Annotated in this window: 21 protein-coding genes; 9 read left to right on the top strand and 12 right to left on the bottom strand. The window is 68.2% G+C overall.

The window, feature by feature from the left end:
• The first annotated feature begins 16 nt into the window (after positions 1-16).
• Positions 17-223 (top strand): hypothetical protein, encoded by a 207-nt coding sequence (locus tag ABLE92_RS23190; RefSeq protein WP_348807159.1) that lies wholly within the window; start codon positions 17-19, stop codon positions 221-223.
• Positions 224-247: 24 nt separating this feature from the next.
• Here the strand turns inward: ABLE92_RS23190 and ABLE92_RS23195 are convergent, their stop codons facing one another.
• Positions 248-997, bottom strand: a complete 750-nt coding sequence (locus ABLE92_RS23195; protein ID WP_348807160.1) for an energy-coupling factor transporter transmembrane component T family protein — start codon at positions 995-997, stop codon at positions 248-250.
• On the bottom strand, positions 994-3,180 hold the full coding sequence (locus ABLE92_RS23200; RefSeq protein WP_348807161.1) for an ABC transporter ATP-binding protein: 2,187 nt from the start codon (positions 3,178-3,180) through the stop codon (positions 994-996). The genes ABLE92_RS23195 and ABLE92_RS23200 overlap by 4 nt, the downstream gene beginning before the upstream one ends.
• Before the next feature lie 175 nt (positions 3,181-3,355).
• Here ABLE92_RS23200 and ABLE92_RS23205 point away from each other — a divergent pair, with 175 nt between their 5' ends.
• From ABLE92_RS23205 to ABLE92_RS23215, 3 genes are all read left to right on the top strand, one after another.
• Entirely contained in the window at positions 3,356-3,877 is a 522-nt protein-coding gene (locus ABLE92_RS23205) for a peptidase (protein ID WP_348807162.1), read from the top strand.
• A 116-nt stretch (positions 3,878-3,993) separates the two neighbouring features.
• Complete coding sequence (locus tag ABLE92_RS23210) at positions 3,994-4,740, top strand: TMEM165/GDT1 family protein (RefSeq protein WP_348807163.1); 747 nt, start codon at positions 3,994-3,996, stop codon at positions 4,738-4,740.
• 95 nt (positions 4,741-4,835) lie between these two features.
• Positions 4,836-5,597 carry an SDR family NAD(P)-dependent oxidoreductase gene (locus ABLE92_RS23215; protein WP_348807164.1) on the top strand — a complete coding sequence of 254 codons (762 nt, stop codon included), beginning with the start codon at positions 4,836-4,838 and terminating at the stop codon, positions 5,595-5,597.
• A gap of 31 nt (positions 5,598-5,628) precedes the next feature.
• On the opposite strand, the gene ABLE92_RS23220 is transcribed toward ABLE92_RS23215, so the two are convergent.
• The 3 genes from ABLE92_RS23220 to ABLE92_RS23230 form a co-directional block, all read right to left on the bottom strand.
• Positions 5,629-6,858, bottom strand: a complete 1,230-nt coding sequence (locus ABLE92_RS23220; RefSeq protein WP_348807165.1) for an MAB_1171c family putative transporter — start codon at positions 6,856-6,858, stop codon at positions 5,629-5,631.
• A complete protein-coding gene (locus tag ABLE92_RS23225) occupies positions 6,849-7,355 on the bottom strand; it encodes a hypothetical protein (protein WP_348807166.1) in 507 nt (168 codons plus the stop codon). The genes ABLE92_RS23220 and ABLE92_RS23225 overlap by 10 nt, the downstream gene beginning before the upstream one ends.
• A gap of 68 nt (positions 7,356-7,423) precedes the next feature.
• On the bottom strand, positions 7,424-7,975 hold the full coding sequence (locus ABLE92_RS23230; RefSeq protein ID WP_425476225.1) for an XRE family transcriptional regulator: 552 nt from the start codon (positions 7,973-7,975) through the stop codon (positions 7,424-7,426).
• A gap of 285 nt (positions 7,976-8,260) precedes the next feature.
• On the opposite strand from ABLE92_RS23230, the gene ABLE92_RS23235 reads away from it, so the two are divergent.
• A complete protein-coding gene (locus ABLE92_RS23235) occupies positions 8,261-9,094 on the top strand; it encodes a hypothetical protein (RefSeq protein WP_348807168.1) in 834 nt (277 codons plus the stop codon).
• On the opposite strand, the gene ABLE92_RS23240 is transcribed toward ABLE92_RS23235, so the two are convergent.
• Positions 9,074-10,792 carry a TM0106 family RecB-like putative nuclease gene (locus ABLE92_RS23240; protein ID WP_348807169.1) on the bottom strand — a complete coding sequence of 573 codons (1,719 nt, stop codon included), beginning with the start codon at positions 10,790-10,792 and terminating at the stop codon, positions 9,074-9,076. The genes ABLE92_RS23235 and ABLE92_RS23240 overlap by 21 nt on opposite strands.
• 154 nt (positions 10,793-10,946) lie before the next feature.
• Here ABLE92_RS23240 and ABLE92_RS23245 point away from each other — a divergent pair, with 154 nt between their 5' ends.
• Together ABLE92_RS23245 and ABLE92_RS23250 are read left to right on the top strand one after the other, a co-directional pair.
• Positions 10,947-11,672, top strand: a complete 726-nt coding sequence (locus tag ABLE92_RS23245) for a DUF6474 family protein (protein ID WP_348807170.1) — start codon at positions 10,947-10,949, stop codon at positions 11,670-11,672.
• A gap of 90 nt (positions 11,673-11,762) precedes the next feature.
• On the top strand, positions 11,763-12,188 hold the full coding sequence (locus tag ABLE92_RS23250; RefSeq protein WP_348807171.1) for a hypothetical protein: 426 nt from the start codon (positions 11,763-11,765) through the stop codon (positions 12,186-12,188).
• 81 nt (positions 12,189-12,269) lie between these two features.
• Here the strand turns inward: ABLE92_RS23250 and ABLE92_RS23255 are convergent, their stop codons facing one another.
• Positions 12,270-13,118: an alpha/beta fold hydrolase gene (locus tag ABLE92_RS23255; RefSeq protein WP_348807172.1), complete on the bottom strand. Its 849-nt coding sequence runs from the start codon at positions 13,116-13,118 to the stop codon at positions 12,270-12,272.
• Positions 13,119-13,180: 62 nt separating this feature from the next.
• Positions 13,181-14,011 (bottom strand): AraC family transcriptional regulator, encoded by an 831-nt coding sequence (locus ABLE92_RS23260; RefSeq protein WP_348807173.1) that lies wholly within the window; start codon positions 14,009-14,011, stop codon positions 13,181-13,183.
• Between the two features lie 70 nt (positions 14,012-14,081).
• On the opposite strand from ABLE92_RS23260, the gene ABLE92_RS23265 reads away from it, so the two are divergent.
• Entirely contained in the window at positions 14,082-14,531 is a 450-nt protein-coding gene (locus ABLE92_RS23265; RefSeq protein ID WP_348807174.1) for a DUF3224 domain-containing protein, read from the top strand.
• Positions 14,532-14,600: 69 nt separating this feature from the next.
• Here the strand turns inward: ABLE92_RS23265 and ABLE92_RS23270 are convergent, their stop codons facing one another.
• Positions 14,601-16,724: an ArnT family glycosyltransferase gene (locus ABLE92_RS23270; protein WP_348807175.1), complete on the bottom strand. Its 2,124-nt coding sequence runs from the start codon at positions 16,722-16,724 to the stop codon at positions 14,601-14,603.
• Between the two features lie 248 nt (positions 16,725-16,972).
• On the opposite strand from ABLE92_RS23270, the gene ABLE92_RS23275 reads away from it, so the two are divergent.
• Entirely contained in the window at positions 16,973-17,539 is a 567-nt protein-coding gene (locus ABLE92_RS23275; RefSeq protein WP_348807176.1) for an Rv1733c family protein, read from the top strand.
• Between the two features lie 337 nt (positions 17,540-17,876).
• Here ABLE92_RS23275 and ABLE92_RS23280 read toward each other — a convergent pair whose 3' ends face one another.
• The 3 genes from ABLE92_RS23280 to ABLE92_RS23290 all read right to left on the bottom strand — a co-directional run bounded on the left by ABLE92_RS23280 (position 17,877) and on the right by ABLE92_RS23290 (position 21,274).
• The gene (locus tag ABLE92_RS23280) at positions 17,877-18,404 is read right to left on the bottom strand and encodes a hypothetical protein (protein ID WP_348807177.1); all 528 of its coding nucleotides are present in this window, start codon (positions 18,402-18,404) and stop codon (positions 17,877-17,879) included.
• A 50-nt stretch (positions 18,405-18,454) separates the two neighbouring features.
• Positions 18,455-19,642, bottom strand: a complete 1,188-nt coding sequence (locus ABLE92_RS23285; RefSeq protein WP_425476222.1) for a CapA family protein — start codon at positions 19,640-19,642, stop codon at positions 18,455-18,457.
• 78 nt (positions 19,643-19,720) lie between these two features.
• Entirely contained in the window at positions 19,721-21,274 is a 1,554-nt protein-coding gene (locus ABLE92_RS23290; protein WP_348807179.1) for a succinic semialdehyde dehydrogenase, read from the bottom strand.

Raw genomic sequence — 21,274 nt, forward strand, 5'->3', positions numbered from 1 at the left:
GGTCACCACCATGTTCATGGCGTCGGGAGAATCGAGCGGCGCACCGACGGGGCTGCTCCTGGCTGCCGGGATCGCCTGGTTCCTGGTCTTCTACTTCGCGCTGATGTGGGTCAAAGAAGCCGTCAACAAGAACGTCGCGGGCAGGAAGATGTCCGTGAAGTTCATGCAGATCATCGGCGCGGTCGCGGCGGTGCTGACCGTCATCACCCTCGCGCTCTCCTAGCGGCCGACCCTCAGAACACCGGCCTCACCACACCACCGTCGCCGTGATCGCCGCGGCACACGCCACCACGATCACCGCGAGCACCACCCAGTCCCGACGATGGGGCCGCGACGGGTAGGCCGTCAACCGGCCGGTGCCGCCGCGAGCGGTGATCGCTTCGGCCATCTCCTCGCTGCGTCGTAGCGCCGAACTCATCGCGGCGACCACCATGTCGATGATGCCCATCTCCGCGGCGGGATGCCCGGAGTTGGCGGGGGCGGTCGGCCGCAGCCGGTGCGCGGCACGCAGCAGTCGCAGCTCCTCGATGAGCATCGGCAGACCACGCAGGCACAGCGCGATCGACACCGCCCACTCGTCGACGGGCAGCCGCAGCCATCGCAGCGGTCGCATCAGGGTGGCCACCGCGGGCGCGACCTCGGCCAACGGCGTCGTCCAGATCACCAGGATCGACGTCCCCAGCAACACCAGCCCGAGGGCCGTCGCCCGCAGGAAGATCACCACCGCACTCAGCCCGACCGCGGCGTTGACCGCGGCGCCGACCAGGATCAGTCCCCAGAACCACCAGGGCGGTCGGGGGATGGCGCCCAACGGGATTCCGGCGAGCAGCGCGGTGATCACCAGGACCGCCGCCACCATGCCCAACGCCGGCCACGACGGCAGCACCCACGTCATCGCGCTCAGCGCGAACACCACGAGCAGTTTGGTCCCCGCCCAGAGGCGGTGGATCACCGAATCGCCGGGCACCTGCCGCAGCGGCACCGTCCGCATCGTCATTCGATCGTCCCCTCTGCGTTGATCCCCTCTGCGTTGATCCCCTCTGCGTTCATCCCCTCGCCACGCACCGGCCAGGCCGCACCATCCGGTCCCCCGGGCATCTCTTCTCCCCCGGCCGTGAGTTCGCCGCCGACCAGATGCACCCGCCGGTCGCAGACCTGCTCCAACGACGAGAAGTCGTGCGAGATGATCACGATCGTCATCCCCGCCTGCCGCAGGGACGCGAGCACCCCGATCACCTCGGTCCGCGCACCCGGGTCGAGCCCGGCGAGCGGTTCGTCGAGCACCAGGATCTCCGGGGTGCGCGCCAGCAACCCGGCGAGCACCACACGCCGCATCTGACCGCCGGACAGCGAGTCGGTCCGCGCCGCGGCCATCGACCTCGGCAATCCGACGGCCTCGAGGACGCGGGCCACCTCGGTGGTGCCGACCTTCTCACCGCCCGCGGCCATGATCTCGTCGCCGACGTTCTGCTTCTGGATCTGCAGCCGCGCATGCTGGAAGGCCAGCCCGACCTCACCGACCGAGTCGGTGACCTTCTGCCACCCGTCGTCGACGAACAGTTCGCAGGACCCCTCGGTGGGGGCGATGAGTCCGGCCATGATCCACGCCAAAGTGGTCTTGCCCGAACCGTTTCCGCCGACGATGAGCAGTCCGTCGCCGCGATCGACGTGCAGCGAGACGTCGTGCAGTGCCCGCACCTCCCACGGCGAACCCGCAAGGTAGACGTGTCCGAGCCCGGCCAGACGCAACAGCGGACGGCGACTGCGGATGGCGTGGGTGTCGCCGATGGACTCCGGGAGCGCCTCGACGCGCTGGGCCTCCGGTGCCATCCACTCCGGCGGCGTCGGCGCCACCCGGCCGTCGACGATGTGGATCACGCGGTCGGCCGAACGCGCCTCCGACGCCCGGTGGGTGATCAGCACGACGGCCACGCCGCGTCGTCGGGGCAGTTCGGTGAGCAGGGCCATGATCTCTTCCCGACCGACCGGATCGACCATCGAGGTCACCTCGTCGGCGATCAACAGCGCGGGATCGCGGGCCAGCGCACCGGCGATCGCGAGACGCTGCTGCTGACCACCGGACAGATCCGAGGTCTCCCGCTCACCGAGCCCGGCCAGGCCCACCTCGGCCAGCAGCGCATCCACGTCCACCTCGGTCTCCGGTGGCAGACCCCAGACCACGTCGTCGGCCACCCGCGAGCCCAGCATCTGGGTCTCCGGACGTTGCAGCACCATCGCGGTGCCGCCGGCCTGGCCCAGGCCGGCGAGCCCGGGACGGATCACCGCTCCCGCCGACGGCCGACGCCCGGCGAGCACCTTGGCCAACGTCGACTTCCCCGAACCGTTGGCTCCGACGACGGCCACGAACTCACCGGGCTCGATGGTGAGGTCGACGCCGCACAGGATGCGCCGGCCGCCCGGCTCATAGGCGAACTCGACGTCGCGCAGCGTCATCGGTAGGGGTGCGACGACGTCGGAGTCGCGAGCACTCACGGCGGCGTCACCGGCGTCGAGGGTGTCCTCGCTCGGCACATCGGCCAACCGGGCGATGATGGCACCCAGAATCCACCAGGCGACGACGATCGTGATGAACGTCCCGACGGTCCCCGACACGAGCACCCACGCCCACCAGTAGTCGGCGATGTTGGTGCCCAAGCCCTTGAGGAAGTCGCCCACACCGCTCAGGCCCGGGACCTTGGCAACCCAGCGGCCGAGTCCCTCCATGCTGTTGCGCATCGCGGCGAGCACCAGCTCGCGCAGCGGCTTGAGCAGGAACAACACGCCGACGGTGACCGCGGTGACCAGGGGCGCGGTGACAAGTGCCGCCGCCAGCATCGTCGGCACGCCCCGGCCGCGGCGTTTGATCTCGCCGATGATGCCGCCGAGGACCGCCGACCCGAACACCGACAACGCCGCACCCGACCCGGCCATCGCGAACGCCACACCGGTACTGGCCACCGCCGCGGCGACCATGGCACGGGGCCGGGTTCGCGCCGCGATCAGTGCCAGCGGCACCGGGGCGAGCACGCGGACGGCACTGGCCAGCGGGATGACCGCGGCCACCACGACCGCGGCGACGGCCAGTCCGCCGAAGATCGCGATCGTGGCGATCTCCACCGGCCGCAACGGTCCACGCACACCGGCCGACCCCGTCGACGATGTATCGGTCTTTCTTCGCACCCGTCCAGTGTGCCTGTGCCCACCGACGTACCTGCCGGAGACTCCTGCGCCGCGCGATGTAAAAGAACCGTCACATCCGGTGTTTCGAGTTGTCCGGCGCAGGGGCAGGGTGGATTCTTTTTCCACCGGTCGTTCGCATCCGGTTCGCTCGTCACCTGCGCGGAAGGGAGACACCATGCAGTCGATCCCCATCGGACTCACACCCGTTCACCAGGAGGGTGAACTGAACGGCATCCTGATCTCCGGTCGCTGGCCGGAGTCGACGCTGGAATGGACCCAGACGCTCGTCGCCTCGGTCCGCATCGCCTGCCGTCCCGGGTTCCTGCCCACCACCACGATCTTCGGGGTGGTCGAGGAGCATCCCGACGACGCCGACACCGAGACCGTCGGGATGATGGTGGCCGTGGGCAACGTCGTCGACGACAGTTTCCTCGAGGCCGGACGTTTCCTCACCAATCCGCCGGCGCTGTTCATGTTGCATCCGCCGTCGCGGACTCGCCCGTCGCTGCCGGAATGCGCCGACGTCGCCTCGGGCTGTGTGCTGCTGCCGGGACTGCCGGAGTTAGGACTCGAACACCGGGCCGGCTGGGCCGAGGCCGAGGCCGACGGAACCGTGGTGACGTTGCGCAACAAGGTCGGCATCGATCCCAACGCCGACCCCGACACCGCGGTGCTCGCGATGTTGCTCGCGGCGTGAGCATCCGGATCGGTTCTTCAGGGCACCCTAACTCTTGTTTTTGAGTCCCCTACCTGCATAAATACGGAATATCGAGACGTTGCACTCGCCACTGAGGGCTGTCTAACCTGGCCTTCATGATCGCTGCCCTCCTATTGAGCTTCGGCGTGATCTTCGTCGCCGAACTCGGCGACAAGTCGCAGCTGATGGCCATGACGTACGCCCTGCGCTACAAGTGGTGGATCGTGCTGGCCGCGATCACCGTCGCCACCACCGCGGTGCACGCGGTGTCGGTCTTCTTCGGGCATTTCCTCGGCCTGTCGATCCCGTCGGATCTGATCTCGATCATCGGCGGCCTGGCGATGTTGATCTTCGGTCTGTGGACCCTGCGCGGCGACGACCTCGACGACGACGAGCAGAGCAAGGCCGACCGGGTCGGCGCCTCGGTGTTCTTCGCCGTGATGTCGTCGTTCTTCCTCGCCGAACTCGGCGACAAGACGATGCTGGCCACCATCACCCTGGCCACCGACAACAACTGGCTCGGCGTCTGGATCGGATCGACCATCGGTATGGTCGCCGCCGACGCCCTGGCCATCGCCGTCGGCGCCGTCCTCGGCAAGCACCTCCCCGAACGCACCATCGCACTCGGTGCCGCCGTACTGTTCTTCGTCTTCGCGGCCTGGCTGCTCTACGAGGGCCTGTCGGTGGCCTCGACCCCGGTCATCGTCGGCACCGTCACCGCGGTTGTCGTGCTGATCGGCGTCGGCTCGGTCTACATCCACCGGGTGCATCGCCGGCGGGTGCGGGCCCGACTCGACGAGGCCCAGCAGGTGCTCGCACACGCGCACGGCGAAGGACCGGGCGGGGACGAGCCGGGCCACTGAGTGCGGCAGGGTCGGGATGAGCGGCCGGCCGGCGACTGTCTAGGGTGACGGGGTACCGAGCGAACGCTCGGCCGCTCACCCCGAAAGGACTCTCGATGGACGTCTCCGGTTCCTCCGTCATCGTCACCGGCGCCGCATCCGGCCTCGGCGCCGCCACCGCCGCCCGTTTCGCCGCCGCAGGCGCCGAGGTCTTCGGCCTCGACCTGCAGCCGTCGATCGACAAGGCCGAGCCCGTCGGCGGTGTCACACTCATCGCCACCGACGTGACCAGCGAGGACGAGGTCCAGGCCGCGATCGACACCATCGCCGCGTCCGGAGCACCGCTGCGTGTCGCGGTGAACTGCGCCGGTGTCGGTTGGGCCTCGCGCATCCTGAGCAGGAAGGGTCCTCACGACCTCGAGTTGTTCCGCAAGGTCATCGACATCAACCTGGTCGGCACGTTCAACGTGATGCGACTGGCCGCCAACCAGATGCAGAAGGAGGCGCCCGTCGACGACGACGGTGCCCGCGGCGTCATCATCAACACCGCGTCGGTGGCGGCCTTCGAGGGCCAGATCGGTCAGATCGCCTACGCCGCATCCAAGGGCGGTGTGCACGCGATGACCATCTCCGCGGCGCGCGACCTGGCCCAGGTCGGTGTGCGCGTGTGCACGATCGCCCCCGGGACGATCAGCACCCCGATGCTCGCGGGCATCACCCCCGAGTTCCAGAAGACCCTGGCCGAGGCGATCCCGTTCCCGCAGCGACTCGGCGAGCCCACCGAGTACGCGCAGCTCGCGGAGTTCATCGTCACGCACAACTACCTCAACGGCGAGACGATCCGGATGGACGGTGCGCTGCGGATGGCACCGCGCTGAGGCGAGAACACGCCGACCCGGTGCGGGCCCGCTACCCCTTGCGGTGGCGGGCCCGCACCGCGATGTCGGGTGAATCCTGTTCCCCGACAACGGGTGTGACGGCCTCGGAGGTGGTCGCCTCGGTGGTGATCGTCTCGGAGGTGATCGTCTCGGCGGCGAGCGCCTCGGAGACGGCCAGCAGCGGTTCGGCATCACCCTCGAGGGTGTCGGAGGTGGCCGGCAGCAGGTGGCGCACGGCACCGGCCCGCGGCCCCTGCGCCAGCCGTTCGTCGACGGCCCGAAGGATCATCCGGGCCGCGACGTCGGCCTCGGCATAGTCGAAGACCGGTGGGAGAAACGGACTGAGCTGGGTCAGCGCGTCCCGGATCTCGACGACGCGGCGGTTCAGCAATGCGGTGGGCGACAAGGCGTCCGCACCCGGCAGCACCACCTCGGGAACCGCGTCGGTGACCAGCGTCCACAGCGGCAGCAGTCGGCGCGAGGCGTTGCGGCGCCGTCGGCGTGAGGCGAGTTCACGCCACCGGGCCTGCACCATCGGGTAGCTGATGCCGAGAAGGAATCCGACGACGCCGAGAACGGCGATCACCCGGCTCGCGGTCAACAGCCCCTGCAGGTGCACCAGTCCGCTCGCGTTTCCGAGGACGTAGACGATCTCGGTGATCGCGGCAGCGGCGAGCAGTCCCAGCCCGCCGATCAACATCGACAACGAGTGCCGCAGATAACCTTCCGCCAGCGCCAGGTACTGCCAGACGCTGCGCAGGCAGGCCAGGAACCCGTAGGCGAGATACCCGGTCGCGATCAGATAGAACGCCGCGTAACCCCAGTTGGTCAGGGTCCATTCGCTCATCGACGCGGTGCGCATGTCCGACGGCACCAGGTAGAGGCTGACCTGCAGCCCGACCAGCGCCGCGACCAGCGGAACCGCCTCGACTCCGGCGCGGCGTTCCCGCGTCACCCGATCGCGTGGATAGAAGAACACGACGATCAGACCGGCCACCCCGATCGCCAGCAGGCCGTACAGCGCGACCCGGGCGGCCCCGGCGAACACGACGTCGTCGAGGGTGCGCGCCGCCGACGCGTTGGAGACCGCGAATGCGAGGGTGAGGGCCGCCACCGAGATCGTCATCGCCACCGCCTGCAGTCCGCCGCCGGACCGCCGGATCTGATCGAGCCGCCAGCACAACGCCGAGACGAACACCACCACGGCGAGCACGTTGACGGTCGCGGCCGCCGCCGTCCACTGCGCGGCCATCACAGCCATCCCTTGTGGCCTCCCAGCAGACGCTGCAGTCCACGAACATCGGTATCCGATGCGCTGCGCCCGACGCCGTCATTGGCCTCGGCGGCCCAGGTGAGGATCATCGAGGCGATGGTCTCGGCCTCCGCCTCGCGGACATCGTCGTAGCAGGTGCGCCGCAACGTCGCCTCGGTGTCGGCGGCGCTGAGCCCGGCCATCACGGTCGGCAGATCGCTGAGCATCTGATGCCCGGCGATGAGGTGGGCGAACTCGTGGATGACGATCTGATCGCGATGCCAGCGGGTGGTGTTCGCCTGATGGAAGAAGTAGTCGGCGTCCTCGGCCGCGAGCCAGATCCCGTTGGGGACGCCGGCCGGCAGGGGATGTGCGACGACGCGGATCGGACGACCCCGCCGCTGTCCGTGGCGTTCACAGAGCTGATCCACGTCGAGCGGGAGGTCGAGGTCGAGGCCACTCAGCGTCGACCTGCACAGCGACCACATGGCCCGGCGACTGCGCATCACCGAACCGTCCCCCGCCTGCGACGAAGGTTTCCGCGAAGGCCGACGGCGGTTACCGAAGCCGATCGTCAGTCCTGGGTTTCCTTGCCGCCGACGACTCGCAGCAGCGCATCACCCTGGTCCTCGGTGAGTCCGGCGGCGACGATGTCGGGCGGATCCTTCGGCAGGCCCTGCTGTTCGCGCAGCACCTTGATGAGTTCGTTGACGACGGTCACCGAATCGCTGGACAGCCCGGCCAGACGGAACGCGGCGAGCTGCACGTTGGTGTCGGCCTGCAGGCGCATCAGGTCGATCTCGTCGCGCGTGCGCTGGGCCGCGCGATCCTCCAGGAAGTAGTGGACGTCGACGCCGAACGCCGCGGCGATGCCCTCCACCGTGCGGAACGACGGCGACTTGGCCTTCCCCGAGCGCAGCTGGCTGAGGTAGGACTCGCCGAGGCGGAATCCACGTTCGGTGGATCGCGCCGCGATCGCCTTGGCGCTGTAGGCGCGTCCGTTGGGTCCGGGAACGGTACGGAACAGTTCCTCGAGCCGGCGGGCGAAGAGTCCCGGGTCGGTATCGACCGGTCGCTCGGATCCTGTCGCACGATCTGTGGACATGTCATCCCCTCGAGTGGTCATCATCTACTCTCCGAAACTAAAGCTTGCATGTGCAAACATTAAATACCTCAAACTGGATCGCGCGCAACGGCCGCTATCATCAATAATTACCCGACGGCCGCATACATACGCAGAGCGAGGCCACTGCCAGCGCGGCTGACGTTACTGTGTTGTTGGTCACACTTCTGATACCGGGCGTGTATCGCGCTGTGATCACACCGTGATCACGCAGAGACGAAAGCCGCCGTCGGGTGAACCGGCGATGAACGAACGATGATGAACAGACGAGGGACGGAGAGGGTTTTCGTGGCGGGACGACGACTGCGGCTGACGCGACTGCTCGGCGCCGCCACGATCGCCCTCACGCTCGGACCCGGCGTCGGCCTGGCCGCCGCACACCCCTGGCATGACTCGCCGGGCCACGGCAGTGGCACCGGGACCGGCACCGGGACCGGCACCGGCACGGGTCCGGGAAGTGGCCACCACTGGCCGACGACCACACCGTCGACCGGGACCACCACCAGCGAGCCCACCACGACCGACCCGACCACTACCGATCCGACCACGACCACCTCGTCGGGAGGCCTCACGGTCACCCCGGGCGGGCCCGGCGCCGGAAGTGGCAGCGGGCACGGCACAGGCGGAGGTGCGGGTGCCGTGGTACCCACCCTGCCGACCACGACGGTGCCGTCGGCGAACCTCGGGTCGGCACCCGGACGACCGGCCACCCCCGGTCCGAGCGGCGCCGATCCCGGCTCGGGCAATCCCGGCGCCGCCAATCCCGGCGCACCCGCCACCGGTCCGGCCGCCGCACCCCAAGCCCCCCAGGTCGCCGTGCCCCGGGTGGCCCCGGCGGCACCGAACGGCTCGGTGACCGCCGCGCCGTCGGCCGGCATCAACCCTCCGGCACCGCAGGCCGATCCCGCACCCGCGACCGCCGGCGAGCCCGCCGTCACACCTGCAGGCACGTCGGGGCCCACCCCTCACGTCCCGCAGGCCGCGCCCGGCACATCGGTGGCGCTGGTGAGCGTGCGCGATTTCCTCGGCGACGTCGCGCCCGGCCTGCTCCTGCTGCTGGGTGCCGTCGCACTGATCGGCAGCGGACCCTTCCTCGAGGCCCTACGCTCGATGCGCGTGTGAGTCCGACGCCGTTGTGCGCGAATCGGATCCGCTTTGCCGAAACGCCAGCAGGTCGTCGCGCAACGGCAATGCCCGGGCAGCCGGCTCAACCATCCACTCGCGCAACACCTTCGTCGCCCGGACGTCGTCCTCGTTGTACTCCAGCAACCGATCACGCTGGGAGAGGTCGACATCGACACCGTCGAGTCCGACGGCCCGCTTGTACCAGTCCATCGACGCCGCACCACCGGCCTCGGCGTCACGCCAGGTGAAGCCGGCCACCGGCGCAATGCGCTTGAGTCCCTTGCCTTGTGGACAGACGAAGTTCGCGCCCACCGCCTCGTAGATGTCCACCCACTCGTCCGAGGCGATGAAGTCCTCGACGTCGGCCCGGGGCGGAATGCCGTCGGCGTCGGCGAACCGGTCGACCGTCGACCGCAGCCACCGGTTCTCGGCCTGTTGCGAATAGCAGTATGCGGCAAACGTTTTGCCCTGGGCGTGGGCGCCGGCACGTTCGGCCATGAGCCAGGTCCAGAACTCGGCGAATGAGCGCGCCTCATCCCTGGTCGGCAGTGGCTGCCAGGTGACGAACGCACGGTAGATCACCGGCCGGTCGCTCTCGACGCGATCGGTGAGCAGCGTGCCCCACATGTACGCGCCGTCCTCGCCGTAACTCTCCATGTCGACGTCGACCTCGACGTCGGCGCGGCGCACCTGCGGCTCCTCGACACGACGGATGAGGGGGATGTCGGCGAGCCAGGCGATCGCGGTGGACACCGCATCGTCGAAGGCGATGTTCGACGGCCACGATTGCGGCGCCGGACCGCGGTGGCGCGCCAGCTGGTCGATGGTGGTCACCCCCGACTCGACGAGCAGGTCAGCCTGATTTCCCGACGCCACCAGGCTGACATCGCGACGCTGCACGAGTTCGGGTTCGCAGCGCGGCCACCACGGGCAACTCCGGCACTCCGAGACCCGGCGGGCGGCGGTCAGCACGTCGCCGGAGGCCACCGCCTGACGGCGGGTGAACACCTCCCGGTACTCGCGCAGCAGCGTCCCCGTCCGGTGGACGACGATGCAATCGGCATCCAGCCCGATGGAACCGCCGAGCAACCTCGACTCGTCACCCGACGGTGCCAGTCCCAGATCCAGCAGCATCTGGGTGAGGTGCGCCAATCGCATCTGATCGCGGCGATGGTTACGCCCGGTGCGGTACGGATCGTGGGTGGGCAGCCAGCCCCACAACGGACTGGTGAGAAACGGGGTGGCGTCGGGGGTGAGGTCTCGGCGCACCTTCGCCGGATAGGACACACGATGGTTGACGACGATGACCGGCAGGTACCCGTCGCCGACGCGCGCCAGGAGTTCGGAGTGGCCACGCCGGCCGCCGTCGACGTCGGTGGGCAGGGTGGCATTCCAGATCCACGACGCCCCGTCGGCGCAGGCCCGCAGGGTCGCCGCGACGCGTTCGGATGTGCGTTCCGGCCCGATGATGACGAAGGTGCCCGGCGGTTGATCGCTGTGCATGGCGCGCAGGAGATCGCGGACCCGGTCGCGGTGGGAGTTGGCGGCCTCGGTGCGTCGGACGGCCTCGGCGGTGCGGGGACGGTCGGCGGCCAGTTGCGGATGCGACACATCCAAGGCGAGCCGGTGCTCACAGCCGGCGAGGTCGCGCGCATGCAGGATGGCCGGCCTCACCCCCTCACCACCTCTCCTCATCGTGATCGGGCGGCCGTGGGTGTTTTGGCTTCCTGTCCACCGCCTCCTCCCGAGCCTATGCAATGCTTGATCGGGTTCACGTCACCACCGGTCCGGCCCCTCCGCGGGCACCCGGGTGAACCGGCCACCGGCAGTCCGCAGCGAAAGGTCCCTGATGGGTGTGTTCTCGTCCGACGGAAAGAGCCGATCTCAGCGTCGCGCCGAGGCCAAGGCGCTGAAGAAGAAGGCCAAGCTCGAGGCGAAGTTCGAGTCGAAGGACCGTCGCAAGGCGGAGAAGTCCCGGCTCAAGGCCGAACGCAAGCTCCGCGACAAGGAACGCAAGGCCGACGCCAAGGTGGCCGAGAAGGTGGCGCGCAAGTCCGCCAAGGCCGAGCGCAAGGTGGCGAAAGCCCAGGTGAAGGTCGCCGAGGCGGAGACCAAGACGGTCGCCGCCAAGGCCAAGGCCGCCGCCGACGCACGTCCCCTCAGCCCGGCCAGTGTTCGTCGGTACCTCACCGTTGCGCGGCTGGTGGCTCCCATCGTCGCGCCGATCGTCTACCGCGCGGCGGTGGCCGGACGCGGCCGGATCACCTCCCTGCAGGCCGATCGTGCCGGTGTCTCGCCCGAATTGCTGCGCCAGTACTCGGGTCACGGTGCGCCGTTGGCCGCCCGCATCGCGTCGACCCGGTCCGCGCTGGAGAAGGTGTCCGCTCAGGACACCTCGCACGATGCGAAGACATTCGTCGACACCATGGGCGGGCGACTGGACAACCTGTCGATCGCGGTGGAGGCGTCGGAGGCCATGTCGTCCGGACAGCGCCGCACCGCCCACCGCGCGATCGAGGATGAGCTCGGCGCCATCGACGCCGACATCCTGGCACGCCTGGGTGTGCGGGCCTGACCGAACCGCGCGTGCGGCTGCCAGGCAACGCTCCGGTGTCCTCTAGGATCGGGTGAAAGGCCCGGTGACACGCAAGGGAGCGACCTCACGATGACGGAATCGGATCCTGTGGACCCCGTCGACCGACCCGCACCCGAGAACTCGGGCGCGACACCCGCCGGCGAGAAGGCCGCAGCGAAGAAGACTCCCGCGAAGAAGAGTCCGGCCGCAAAGAAGGCTCCCACCAAGAAGGCGGTCGCCAAGAAGGCTCCCGCGAAGAAAGCCCCGGCCAAGAAGGCGGTCGCCAAGAAATCCCCCGCCAAGAAGGCCCCGGCCGCCAAGAAACCGGCCCCGGGCGCCGGGACCGCACCGGCCAAGAAGGCTCCGCCCAAGACCTCACCGAACGCCGGATCTCCCGCGGCGGCACAGAATCCGGCGGCATCGTCGTCGCCGAGGCCGATGCCCAGCGCGCGACGTTCGCGCAGTTGCGCGCCGGCGCCCCCACCGAACTCCCGTTCCCGATCCGCGTGCCGGTGATCGCCGCCGCGATCATCACGGCGCTCTCGGTGATCGGGGTGCTGCTGCGGCGCCTGCGCCACTGAGCCGGGGCCCAGAGCGTCAGGCGGAGTGCGCGATCCGGGCGAGGACCGCGTCGGCCACCGCGTCGGGTCGACGCTCCGGAATCCAGTGGTCGACACCCTCGAGCACGATGAAGTCGTAGGGCGCATCGACCATCGCCGCACATCCGCGGGCCCCCGCGCGCGACAGGTAGATGTCGCCATCGCTCCAGATGTAGGTGGTGGGGACCGTCGTCTTGCGACGCGTCAGTTCGCGGTCCATGTACCGCATCGCCCGGTACCAGTTGAGGCCGCCGGGCAGGGCACCGTAGTCGACGATGTCGATGCGCAGCTGATCGACAAATCCCTTGGGCCCGAACCGTTCTGCGCGTTCACTCGCCAGCGCCTTGGGCAGTAGCCACTCCACCAGGCCCGGGATCTGGAAAACACCCATGTACCACGACCGGAGCAGTTGCCCCCGGGGCATCGCGCGCATGTAGGCACCCGGGTGCGGGACGGCGAGCGTGGTCAGCGTCGCCAACCGGTCCGGGTACTGCGAGGCCACCGCCCACGCCACGATCGATCCCCAATCATGGCCCACCAGATGCACTTTGGGGGCTTCCACGGCGTCCGCGAGGGCCACCACGTCGGCCACCAACTCGGCGATCCGATAGTCACGCACCTTCGCGGGGCGGGCCCGTGGCGAGTACCCGCGCTGATCGGGGGCGATGGTGCGCAGGCCCGCGGCATTGAGGAGCGGGGTCACCGATCTCCAGCAATCGGCACGCTCGGGGAATCCGTGGAGCAGGATCACCGGTATCGACGTCTCATCGCCGTCGGCGATCGGCCCGGAGTCGACGACATCGAAAACGTAGCCGTCCCTGCTGAATTCGGTGATCTTTCCCGGCATGCCGACCTCCACTGCCCACCCGATGGCCCACTGTGTCGCTTTCGGATGGTACATCGTCGGGTTCAGCGATTACGCGAGTACGCAGCCGGTGAGATCCCGACGATCCGCGTGAATGCCCGTGTGAGATGCGCCTGATCACTGAATCCGAGGCGCACAGCCGTATCCGCCCAGTCGATGGCACCACCCGCGTTGGCGACCGCCGCGACGTCGAGCATCCGGAATCGCTGGATGACCCATTTCGGCCCGATTCCCACGTAGTCGCCGAATTGCCGCTGCAGTGTCCGCAGGCTGACGCCGGCGAGCGCGGCCAGGTGCTCGGCCCGGGTGAGGTCCTGATTGTGTTCGGCGGCGTCCACCAGCGCTCCGACCTCCCCGATCACCGGATCCGCACGCGGCCCGAGCCGCTCCAGCCAGTCACATGCGGCGTCGACGAGATCGGTGTCTCCACGCTCCGGGTCGAGGAGTGTCGCCGCGATCGGCCGGTCGTCGACGCCCAGCACGGTCTCCAGCGGCACCACCGATCGGGTCAGGGCACTCACCGGCGCGTTCGAGAACGCACGAAAACCGCCCGGGCGGAACGCAATTCCCACGGTGTGTCCGCGACCGGCGAGGGTTCGCGAGAAGTGCAGATCCCCCACCCCGTTGACGTTGAGTCGTCCGCCCTCGGCGGCGAGATGCACCACCGGTTGCGGAATCACTTGCTGCACAACGGGTGTGTCCACGGCCCAGCGGACGATCCAGACATAGTCCAGCCACGGCGCCAGGTCCGGCGTCGGCCGATGACGGGTGATCTGCAGCGGCTCGGCACCGACGGAGCCGATGATCGCCGATCGGCCGCGTCCCTCCGGCTCATCGGTGCCACCGGCAGCGTCGGCGGATGCGTTCTCGCTCATCGTCTCCAGTGTCGGGCGTGATGTCGTGTTTGTTCAAGACCCGGCTGCGGCGACGCGGCAGCCTGAGAACATGACAACCACGACGACACATACCGCAACGGGCACATTCAAGGTGACCGGCTGGAACGAGGCCCCCGTCTACACCCGCGACGACCGCACCGTCGAGATCAGCGGCGTTGCCTACCCGGCGCACGGGTTCACCCGCGCCGACGTGTCCTACGACTACTCCGGCGACATTCACGGGACCGGCACGCTCGCCTATCTGATCGCCTACATCGAGGGCACCGAGGCCCCGACGCTCGGTCTCCAGGCCTTCGAGGGGTCCATCGACGGGCACGACGGAACACTGGTCCTGCGCCACGACGGTTCCCACGATGCCACCGGGGTGCATGAACGTCTCGACATCGTCGACGGGCTCGGCTCCGGCGGCCTCGCCGACATGCGTGGCCACGCCGAGATCGAGATCGCCGGCCATAGCGACGACGGGTATCCGATCACCTTCCACTATTCGATGGGCTGAGCAAACCAGGGACGACAACAGCCGCGACCGGAATGGTCGCGGCTGTTGTGCCGGTTCGTGCCGGATGGGTCAGATCAGCTTGTAGACCGTCTGCCCGCCGACGGTGATCGCGGTGAAGTTCTCCGACACCCAGGTGGAGATCTCCGAGTTCCCGCCGGGACCGCCACCGGAACCACCGATGTAGTAGGCGATCTGGCCGTCGGCCACCATCTGCTTGAACTCGTCGAGCGTCGGAGCGGGGTCGCCGCTCCAACCGCCGATGGCCATCACGGCCTCACCCGAGGCGATCTCGATACCCGCTGCCGACTGCGAACCGTTGGTCGCCGCCGCCCACTTGGTGTCGGTGGCCTGCAGGAGCTTCACCAACTCGGCGCTGGTCGACGCGCCACCGGGGCCACCCATGCCGCCACCGCTCGGACGTTGTCCGGTCTGCTGGCCGCTGCCCTGGCCTGCGGTCGAACCCTGACCCTGGCTCTGCGTCGAGCCCTGGTTCTGGGTCGAGCCCTGGTTCTGGGTCGAGCCCTGGTTCTGGGTCGAGCCCTGGCCCTGGTTCTGGGTAGAACCCTGGCCCTGCGTCGAACCCTGGTTCTGTCCGGGCGGTGTCCCGCCGCCGCCGCGGTTACCTCCGCCGCCGGGGCCACCCATGCCGCCACCTTCCATGGAGGTCTGGACCGCGGTGGGGATCGAGCCGCTGTGCGCGGTCGCCGCGGTGGCGATCGAGAAGGCCGCCGTTCCACCGAAGCCGGCGAGCGATCCGGCGATCAGTGACGCCGCCACGAGCTTCTTGAGTCCGAGCACGGAGCCGGCGATGACGCCCACGATTGCGACCACGGCGACCACACCGATCAGCCAGCGGCACCACACCGGACCCCAGTCGTTGCGATCGAGCAGGACGATCGACCACGCGGCGGCCAGTCCGATCATCGCGGCCATCGCGATGCGGCCGTCCCAGTTGTCACGTCGACGCCAGGCGAAGACGGCTCCCATGCCGACCAGGGCGCCGATCGCCGGGGCGAGGGCCACCGTGTAGTAGGGGTGGATCGTGCCGCTCATGTAGCTGAAGACCATGCCGGTCACCAGCAGCCAGCCACCCCAGGTGACGATGGCGCCGGACTCGATCCGGTTCACCCCGTTGCGGTAGGAGAAGATCGGGAAGCTGCGGATCATCAGGTACACGCCGAAGGCCACCACGAACAGGGCCACGGGCAGCAGCCAGGAGATCTCATTGCCCATCTCCGAGCCGAACAGCCGATCGAGGCCGGTGGAGCCGCCGAACGAACCGCCGGCCGTACCACCGCCACCGCCGGGCCCGTTGCCCTGGCCACCGCTGATGCGTCCGACGCCGTTGTAGCCGAGGACCAGATCCATGAACGAGTTGTCGGTGGAGCCACCGATGTACGGCCGCGAACTCGCCGGCACGATCATCGTGACGACCACGAACCAGCCGGCCGAGACGACCAGCGCGAGTGCCGCACCCAGCAGGTGGGCGATCCGCTTGATCCATCCGTTGTTGGCGAAGACCAGGTAGGCCAAGCCGAAGGCCGGCAGCACCAGCAGACCTTGCAGCATCTTGGTGAGGAACGCGAAGCCGAGCGCCACACCGACCAGTGCCAGCCAGCGGCCGGAGTTCGTCGCGATGGCCCGGGCCATGCAGTATCCGCCGGCGACCATGAGCAGGACCAGCAGCGCGTCGGGATTGTTGAATCGGAACATGAGCGCCGCGGCCGGTGTGAAGGCTAGGACGGCACCGGCGATCAGGCCCGCTGCGGTGCCGTGGCGCGGATCGGTGAAGACCCGACGCATCGTCGCGTACATCAGTGCGACGGCCAGCATGCCCATGACGGCCTGCGGGGCGAGGACCGCCCACGAGTTCATCCCGAAGATCCGCACCGACAGTCCGGTCACCCACAGCGAGGCCGGCGGCTTGTCGACGGTGATGAAGTTCGACGGATCGAGGGCTCCGAAGAACCAGGCCTTCCAGCTCTCCGATCCCGCCCATGCCGCGGCGGCGTAGAAGGTGTTGGCGTAGCCGCTGGCCGAGAGATTCCACAGGTAGAGGAATCCGGTGGCGGTCAACAGTCCGGCCAGGGAGAGCTTGCTCCAGGGCACGGCACGTCGGGATCGCCGGTGCGCCGGTGGCGCGGCATCGTCGGCCGGCGGCGACGTGCTCGGCCGGTCCAGAATTGCGGTCATCACTCCTCCTGAGCGGATCGGGGTCTTCGTCGCGTGCTCCGCTCCGATAGGCGTCACACGCGCACTGCGTCGAGTACCAGAGTGGGTCGCCGGGCTCCGCTGAGACTGGACACCGACTGGGAGAAGTCTGTGAACGCCGAAGTGTTCTGTTCGTCACAAAAACCACGGTCAACCGGCATTGTGGTTGGCATTGCGGCGCCCAGAGGCCAATTCTGGATACGAGAGTTCCCCTTTATGACGAGGTTCAGATGGCTGCGCACACCACGTACCGGCGATTCGCCGCGTTCTATCCGTGGTCGACCAACCCGCTGATGCGTCGTGGCGATCGACATCTCGCCCGCGCCGGTTGGTCGGCCGTGCTGGTGACGGTGCTGGCGATCCCGCTGTGTATCTGGGCGGCCACCACCACCTATGACTCGGTCACCGCCCGTGCCGACCGCGCGATTCCCACGACGGCGACGGTCCTCAGTGTCGTCGAGGCCGACCCGACCGCGATCGACACGTCGGGCACGGTGTCCTGGAAGAACACCGACGGAGTGCACACGGCGATCACGTCGGTACCGCGCGGCACCGCAGAGGGATCGTCGATCGACATCTGGACCACCGCCGACGGTTCGCAACTGCAGCAGCATGCGGGCGCGTTGGAACGGGCCATCGGTGCCATCTGGGTCGGCATTCTCAGCTGGGCGCTGGTTCTCGCCATTCTGATCGGCGCGGTGGCACTCGTCCGACGACGCGTTGCGCGCGCCCACGCCGATCAGTGGGACCGGGAGTGGCGTCAGGCAGGCAACGCCAACGGTTGGGCCGCGCACTAGCGGCGCGGACGATAGAGAGATGGCTGAGGCCCGGAAAGCTGGCCGACTGCCCGGCAAGGAGCCGAAACTCACTCCCCTGCAACAGATACGGCTATAAGATGACTACGAATCAGGCCGGTACTGGATCACCGAGTTGATGGAGCTCTACCCGTTGAAGCGATCCTCGATCTACGCGACGATCACAGAGAGCGAGCGACGTTCGACGGAGAGTTCGAGCGGGCGGCCAACCCCTCCGACTGTGCTAGCATCAGTAGTGCCCAGGCAGTAGCCGAGGGAAGTGACCCGGCAGCCATCCGGACGGTTGGTGAGCCGGGTTTCGCGCTGTCTGGACCACTGTTCAAGAACCGTCGACGTGGATCACCGATCGAATGACTGGCTCTACTCTTCTGCGCCAGTCGCCACCTTTGACGTAGCACCACACGACCGCGTCGGAAATCCAGAGCAATGGTTCCTGGGTCGGTCTTTCGTGGCGGTAGGACAAATCGGGAACCCGGTGCCGGCGGACCGCGGCATAGAGCGTTGCACGGTCGGCGTCGACGAGACTGTCGTCCTGCTCGATCACCAGTGATGATCCGCCGTCGCCCGCGAGATCGCGCACGACTGCATCGAGTGCATGCCGTCTCCCCTGCCGCTGATCTCGTATCGTGGTTGTGTCGTACACCCGCACGCCCAGGTCAAGATCGCAGATCGCTGAACAAATCTTGCGGCGGCGAGGGTCCGACTCTTTCGTGAAGTGAATCCGACGTTGACCATTCGCCCGCAACGCCTGCATCGCTTTCCGGCTGGCCACCAGCGAGGTGGGATCGCTGATCGTGCAGGCGACAACAAGTCCTCGCACCTTGCTCTCGTCAACGAATGCGTGCATTGCGGGAGATTATCACCCAAATAACACGCTGCTACCTGCGGAAAAGCACCTCAGCCCGGACCGGCCACCACGGACGGCGATGCCGGCGTCGTCACCGGACGGGGCGCCACCGGAACGAAGGCGTTGACCGCACGACCCCGCAGGGTCGGCGAGATCTCGTTGATGAAGGCCAACACCTCCCGACCCTCCGCCGGCGGATAGGGCGTCGGGACGTAGTCGTTGTACGCCTCCGTCCGCGAGACGCGCGTCGGGATCACCCGGAAGTCGACTCCCCGAACGTCCTTGCCGGACATGTCGAATCGGGTCTGGAGGATGAACGTCCGCTTGTCCGTCGGATTGCTGTTGCCGCCGAAGGCGAAATTGCCGAACGAGTAGGCGATGAGCTTGCCGCGGTAGATCTCCATCGACTGGATCACGTGCGGGTGGGTGCCGACCACCAGATCGGCACCGCTGTCGATGGCGAGGTGGGCCAACTCGGTCTGCACGCTGTACGGCACGTGTTCGGACTCGATTCCCCAGTGCATGAACGGGATCACGACGTCGGCGCCGGCCGCGCGCAGGCGATGGATGTCGGTCACCAGTTTCCGGCGCATCGCCGGATCGTCAGTCCACGCCTGATAGCCGACGAAGCCGAACGTCACACCCTTGACCGTCGTCAGATTACGGATGTCGTAGGTCGATCCCTCACCCTCGTAGCCGGTGCCGAAGTATTCGACGCCGACGCCCCGCAACGCCGCGAGGGTGTCGTCGAAGCCGGCCTGGCCGTAGTCGAAGGTGTGATTGTTGGCGACGGTCACCACGTCGATCCCGCCCGCCGGCAGCGTCGCGGCGAGGGCAGGCTCCCCGTGGAAGTGGTACACCTCGCCCTCGCCCTTGTACCGCTGATTCAGCCGACGGGTCAGTGCCACTTCGAAATTGGCGACGGTGAGGTCGTCGGCGTCGAGGAATCGTTTGACGTTCTGGAAGAAGTAGTCGGGGCGTCGCCCGCTCTGTTCCCAGAGCGTCGGCAGCGAGTTCGAGGTGGAGAACTTGTCGTCGGTACCCAGGATGTTGTCGCCGGTGAAACTGAGGACCAGTTGCTGCTCGACGGGTGGGGGCTCGACGACCGCACTCGTCGATCCCGCGTGTATCGCCACGGCCCCGGTCGGTACCGCCGACGCCGCCGCCACGGCGACGACGACAACCGCCAGCACCACACCCACTCCGACAGCGCGCCATCGGGCTCTTTCACCGAACACCCTTGCATCCAACACGATTCACGTCTCGGGCGCGCGTCGTACAAACGGTGGAAATCGGCGGTGGCGCCCTGACGCGGGTCAGCGGCCGGGCAGGTACTTCAGTGCGCGCATCGCCATCGGGGTCAGCGCACGATAGACGTCCTTGGGGATTCCCGGTGCGCGGTCGATGCCGAGGAAACGTTGTTCGGCGATCGTCTGGGGCTCGGTGTACTTGAGCAATCCCTCCTCGCCGTGACGCCGCCCGACACCGGAGATGCCCATGCCGCCCATCGGGGCGGCCGTCGACGCCCACGCCGCGGCGTATCCCTCGTTGATGTTGACGGTGCCGGCGCGCAGTTTCTCCGCGATCCGCTGGGCTTCCTCGCTGCTGCCCGCGAAGACGCTCGCGTTGAGGCCGTAGTCGGTGTCGTTGGCGAGTTTGATGGCCTCGTCGATGGAATCCACCGGATAGATCGACACCACCGGACCGAAGGTCTCGTTGCCGTAGCAGGTCATCGCGTCGGTCACGCCGGTCAGGACGGTCGGCTCATAGAAGAACGGGCCGAGATCCGCGCGGCGTTTGCCACCGGCAATCACCGTGGCGCCCTTGGACACCGCGTCCTCGACATGCGCCTCGGTGGTGTCGACCTGCGCCGCCGAGGCCAACGAACCCATGTCGGCACGGAAGTCATAGGTCGCGTCCAGCTTCATGTTGCGCACGTATGCACCGAACTTCTCGGTGAATTCGTCGGCGATGATCGCGTCGACGTAGAGCCGCTCGATGGAGATGCACAGCTGTCCCGAGTTCGAGAAACAGGCCCGCGCGGCGCCCTCGACGGCCCGGTCGATGTTGGCACCGGCGGTCACGATCATCGGGTTCTTGCCGCCCAGTTCGGCGGAGAACCCGATGAGGCGTTGACCGGCCTGCGCCGCCAGGGTCGCGCCGGTCGTCGAGGAGCCGGTGAACATCACGTAGTCGGTGGTGGCGACGATGGCCTGCCCGACGACGCTGCCCGGGCCGGGAACGACGGCGAAGAGTTCCTGCGGCAGACCCGCCTCGTACAGCAACTCGGCCAGCGCCAGGGAGCAGTACGGGGTCTGGCTGTCCGGCTTGATGACGACGCCGTTGCCGGCGATGAGCGCGGCCACGGCGTCGGACACCGCGAGCGTCAGCGGATAGTTCCAGGGACTGATGACGCCGACGACGCCCTTGGGCTGGTAGCGCACCCGCACATTGGTCGCCCCCGGGATCAGGCCCTTGACCTTGTGCTCGGCCAGCGCCTTGGGCCCGACGGTGGCGTAGTGCCGCGCGGTGAGGGCGACGTCGATGACCTCTTCCTGCGCGTAGATCCGGGCCTTGCCCGACTCCGCCTGCGCGATGTCCATCAGCGAGTCGGCGTGGCGGTGCACGAGCTCGGAGAACTTCGCGATCACCTTGGCGCGGTCCGCAGCCGGCCGCGCGGCCCACCCTTCCTGCGCGACGCGCGCCCGGGCGACGGCGGTTTCGAGGTCCTGGGCCGTCCCCACCGGAATCGTGGCCATCTCGACGCCGCTGAACGCCTCGAGCACCGGACGGGTCGGACGCTTGTCGGCGTCGTCGATGGCCACCAACGCGCCCAATCGCGCGAAGTACGCAGACGTGGGTTTCGGCAT

This window comes from Gordonia oleivorans (genome assembly GCF_040044975.1).
Lineage (GTDB): Bacteria > Actinomycetota > Actinomycetes > Mycobacteriales > Mycobacteriaceae > Gordonia > Gordonia oleivorans.

Coding starts and splice junctions, on each gene's coding strand:
- ABLE92_RS23190 (WP_348807159.1), top strand. CDS start 17: ATGGCGTCGGGAGAATCGAGCGGCGCACCGACGGGGCTGCTCCTGGCT.
- ABLE92_RS23195 (WP_348807160.1), bottom strand. CDS start 997: ATGACGATGCGGACGGTGCCGCTGCGGCAGGTGCCCGGCGATTCGGTG.
- ABLE92_RS23205 (WP_348807162.1), top strand. CDS start 3,356: ATGCAGTCGATCCCCATCGGACTCACACCCGTTCACCAGGAGGGTGAA.
- ABLE92_RS23210 (WP_348807163.1), top strand. CDS start 3,994: ATGATCGCTGCCCTCCTATTGAGCTTCGGCGTGATCTTCGTCGCCGAA.
- ABLE92_RS23215 (WP_348807164.1), top strand. CDS start 4,836: ATGGACGTCTCCGGTTCCTCCGTCATCGTCACCGGCGCCGCATCCGGC.
- ABLE92_RS23220 (WP_348807165.1), bottom strand. CDS start 6,858: ATGGCTGTGATGGCCGCGCAGTGGACGGCGGCGGCCGCGACCGTCAAC.
- ABLE92_RS23225 (WP_348807166.1), bottom strand. CDS start 7,355: ATGCGCAGTCGCCGGGCCATGTGGTCGCTGTGCAGGTCGACGCTGAGT.
- ABLE92_RS23230 (WP_425476225.1), bottom strand. CDS start 7,975: ATGACCACTCGAGGGGATGACATGTCCACAGATCGTGCGACAGGATCC.
- ABLE92_RS23240 (WP_348807169.1), bottom strand. CDS start 10,792: ATGAGGAGAGGTGGTGAGGGGGTGAGGCCGGCCATCCTGCATGCGCGC.
- ABLE92_RS23245 (WP_348807170.1), top strand. CDS start 10,947: ATGGGTGTGTTCTCGTCCGACGGAAAGAGCCGATCTCAGCGTCGCGCC.
- ABLE92_RS23250 (WP_348807171.1), top strand. CDS start 11,763: ATGACGGAATCGGATCCTGTGGACCCCGTCGACCGACCCGCACCCGAG.
- ABLE92_RS23255 (WP_348807172.1), bottom strand. CDS start 13,118: ATGCCGGGAAAGATCACCGAATTCAGCAGGGACGGCTACGTTTTCGAT.
- ABLE92_RS23260 (WP_348807173.1), bottom strand. CDS start 14,011: ATGAGCGAGAACGCATCCGCCGACGCTGCCGGTGGCACCGATGAGCCG.
- ABLE92_RS23265 (WP_348807174.1), top strand. CDS start 14,082: ATGACAACCACGACGACACATACCGCAACGGGCACATTCAAGGTGACC.
- ABLE92_RS23270 (WP_348807175.1), bottom strand. CDS start 16,724: ATGACCGCAATTCTGGACCGGCCGAGCACGTCGCCGCCGGCCGACGAT.
- ABLE92_RS23275 (WP_348807176.1), top strand. CDS start 16,973: ATGGCTGCGCACACCACGTACCGGCGATTCGCCGCGTTCTATCCGTGG.
- ABLE92_RS23280 (WP_348807177.1), bottom strand. CDS start 18,404: ATGCACGCATTCGTTGACGAGAGCAAGGTGCGAGGACTTGTTGTCGCC.
- ABLE92_RS23290 (WP_348807179.1), bottom strand. CDS start 21,274: ATGCCGAAACCCACGTCTGCGTACTTCGCGCGATTGGGCGCGTTGGTG.